Consider the following 1,645-nt stretch of genomic DNA (forward strand, 5'->3'; position numbering starts at 1 on the left):
CCCTCGCCGAGGAGGGGATCGAGATCTCCGGCTCGGGCACCCTCGAAGTGGTGTCGGACGGCTTCGGCTTCCTGCGCTCGCCGGAAGCCAACTACCTGCCGGGGCCAGACGACATCTATTTCAGCCCCTCGCAGATCCGGAAGTTCGGCCTGCGCACCGGCGACACGGTCGACGGCGCCATCCGCGCGCCCCGCGAAGGCGAACGCTATTTCGCGCTCACCAAGGTCGACCTGACCAACTTCGAGAATCCCGAGAACGTCCGCCACAAGGTCCTGTTCGACAACCTGACCCCGCTCTATCCCGATGAGCGGCTGAAGATGGAGATCGAGGATCCGACCCTGAAGGATCGTTCGGGCCGGCTGATCGATATCGTCGCCCCGCTCGGCAAGGGCCAGCGCTGCCTGATCGTGGCGCCGCCCCGGGTCGGTAAGACCGTGATGCTGCAGAACATCGCCAAGTCGATCGCCGCCAACCACCCTGAGTGCTACCTGATCGTCCTGCTGATCGACGAGCGGCCGGAAGAAGTCACCGACATGCAGCGCACCGTGCGCGGCGAGGTGATCTCGTCGACCTTCGACGAACCGGCCACCCGCCACGTCCAGGTCGCCGAGATGGTCATCGAGAAGGCCAAGCGGCTGGTCGAGCACAAGCGCGACGTGGTCATCCTGCTGGACTCCGTCACCCGTCTGGGCCGCGCCTACAACACCGTGGTGCCGTCTTCCGGCAAGGTGCTGACCGGCGGTGTCGACGCCAACGCCCTGCAGCGTCCCAAGCGCTTCTTCGGCGCGGCGCGGAACATCGAGGAGGGGGGCTCGCTGACCATCATCGCCACCGCCCTGATCGACACCGGCAGCCGGATGGACGAGGTGATCTTCGAAGAGTTCAAGGGCACCGGTAACTCCGAGCTGATCCTGGACCGCAAGGTCGCCGACAAGCGCATCTTCCCGGCCATCGACGTGCTGAAGTCCGGCACCCGGAAGGAAGAGCTGATCACGCCGAAGGAGCACCTGCAGAAGACCTACATCCTGCGGCGCATCCTCAACCCGATGGGCGCCCAGGACGCCATCGAGTTCCTGCTCGACAAGCTGCGCACCTCGAAGAACAACGAGGACTTCTTCCAGTCGATGAACACCTAGGCCTTCACCGACCGACCGAGACGAAGAAAGGGCCCGCGGCGACGCGGGCCCTTATTGCGTGGTGGCCATACCAAGTCTGTCATCCCGGTTTGCGCAGCAAGACTGGGACCCATACGCACCTGAGCCGTCAGGAGACGGCTCGGCCATGCCCCCCATCGGCGCCATCCGGTGTTTATGGGTCCCGGATAGCCGCTGCGCGGCTTCCGGGATGACAGCCATGGAGCTAACTAACTGAAGTTATAGCTTTTCCACGTGAAACATCTGTCTATGGAACGAGCAGACTCGCCCCGACCGTCTCGCGGCCTTCCAGCGCCTCGTGCGCGGCCCGGGCTTCGGCCAGGGGGAAGGTCTGGCCGATCTCGATCTTGACCGCGCCGGAGGCGATCACCTCGAACAGGGCCTGGGCGCTGGCGTCCAGCTCCGGCGTGGTGGCCTGGTAGTCGCCCATGGTCGGCCGGGTGAAGAACAGCGAGCCCGCCGCCGCCAGCCGCGCGGGCGGGAAGGGCGGG

General features: G+C 65.6%; 2 protein-coding genes. One reads left to right on the forward strand and one right to left on the reverse strand.

Going from position 1 to position 1,645, the window contains the following annotated elements:
* Positions 1-1,136: transcription termination factor Rho (gene rho, locus V6M52_RS12365; RefSeq protein ID WP_332701243.1), on the forward strand; the 1,136-nt coding region annotated here is incomplete at its 5' end.
* Positions 1,137-1,401: 265 nt separating this feature from the next.
* Here the strand turns inward: rho and V6M52_RS12370 are convergent.
* Positions 1,402-1,645: zinc-binding dehydrogenase (locus V6M52_RS12370; protein ID WP_332701244.1), on the reverse strand; the 244-nt coding region annotated here is incomplete at its 5' end.

Origin of the sequence: Devosia sp., from assembly GCF_036676215.1 — a bacterium.
GTDB lineage: Bacteria > Pseudomonadota > Alphaproteobacteria > Rhizobiales > Devosiaceae > Devosia.